Consider the following 883-nt stretch of genomic DNA (forward strand, 5'->3'; position numbering starts at 1 on the left):
GATTGTTATCTTTCATATTTTTTTACCCTGGCCGACTTGTTCCCCTGTTTCTTTAAATGACGGCTCATCATAGCACCGTTATGGTGCTATGCGCAAGAAAAAATGGAGAAAAACAAAAAGAAGCAAGGACTTCACTCGATATCTACTTCACCTTCTACAATACAGAAAGACGGCATCAGCGCCTTGACCGGCGGACGCCAGATAACGTGTATTATGAGGCGACTGCCAGAAAGGTGATCTGAACCGGGAAAGCACTTATCTTGCTGCCCAATAATTGGGGTCCACTTCTCCTTGGGGTGGGCCAAAATTGTTGGCCGTAGGGGGGGCAGAATAAATGGCCATTAACACCTGGATCCACTGAACGGTCTCTGGGCATCGGTGCAGCGAAAACCGGACCCTCAACAGGATCTGGCCTTCGAGTACCCGGACATGAGATGATGCTTTCCCTGCCTACTCAACAGGCATGGGCCGCGGATTTTGCGGAAATCCGGACGTTTTTCAACATCCTGTGGTTCATTCGGCAGGAAAACAGGCCCCGCGTTTGTCTTGGTCTGGATGCTGGCGACAGCGAAAAAGGAAAGGGTATTTCAGGTGAGAGAATGACAAAAGAAAACGACATCGAACAACGCCTGCTCACCAAACTGCAAGACCTCAAATACACCTACCGCCCGGATATCCGCGACCGTGAGGCGCTGGAGCAGAACTTCCGCGAAAAATTCGAAGCGCTCAACCGCGTCAACCTCACCGATGCCGAATTTACCTGCCTGCTGGAGGGCATTATCAGCCCCGACACCTTCGCCTGCGCCGAGACCCTGCGCCACCCCAATACCTTCGAGCGGGAGGACGGCACGCCACTGCACTATCAACTGGTCAACCTCAAGGA

1 protein-coding gene is annotated in these 883 nt (G+C 52.2%); it reads left to right on the forward strand.

The window, feature by feature from the left end; all coding sequences use genetic code 11:
* Positions 1 to 437 precede the first annotated feature (437 nt).
* Positions 438 to 883 (forward strand): hypothetical protein (locus ACOCD2_RS22615; RefSeq protein WP_419626185.1); only part of this gene is annotated, 446 nt, incomplete at its 3' end.

The organism is Thiolapillus sp., from assembly GCF_048562965.1.
GTDB classification, from domain to species: domain Bacteria; phylum Pseudomonadota; class Gammaproteobacteria; order Chromatiales; family Chromatiaceae; genus Thiolapillus; species Thiolapillus brandeum_A.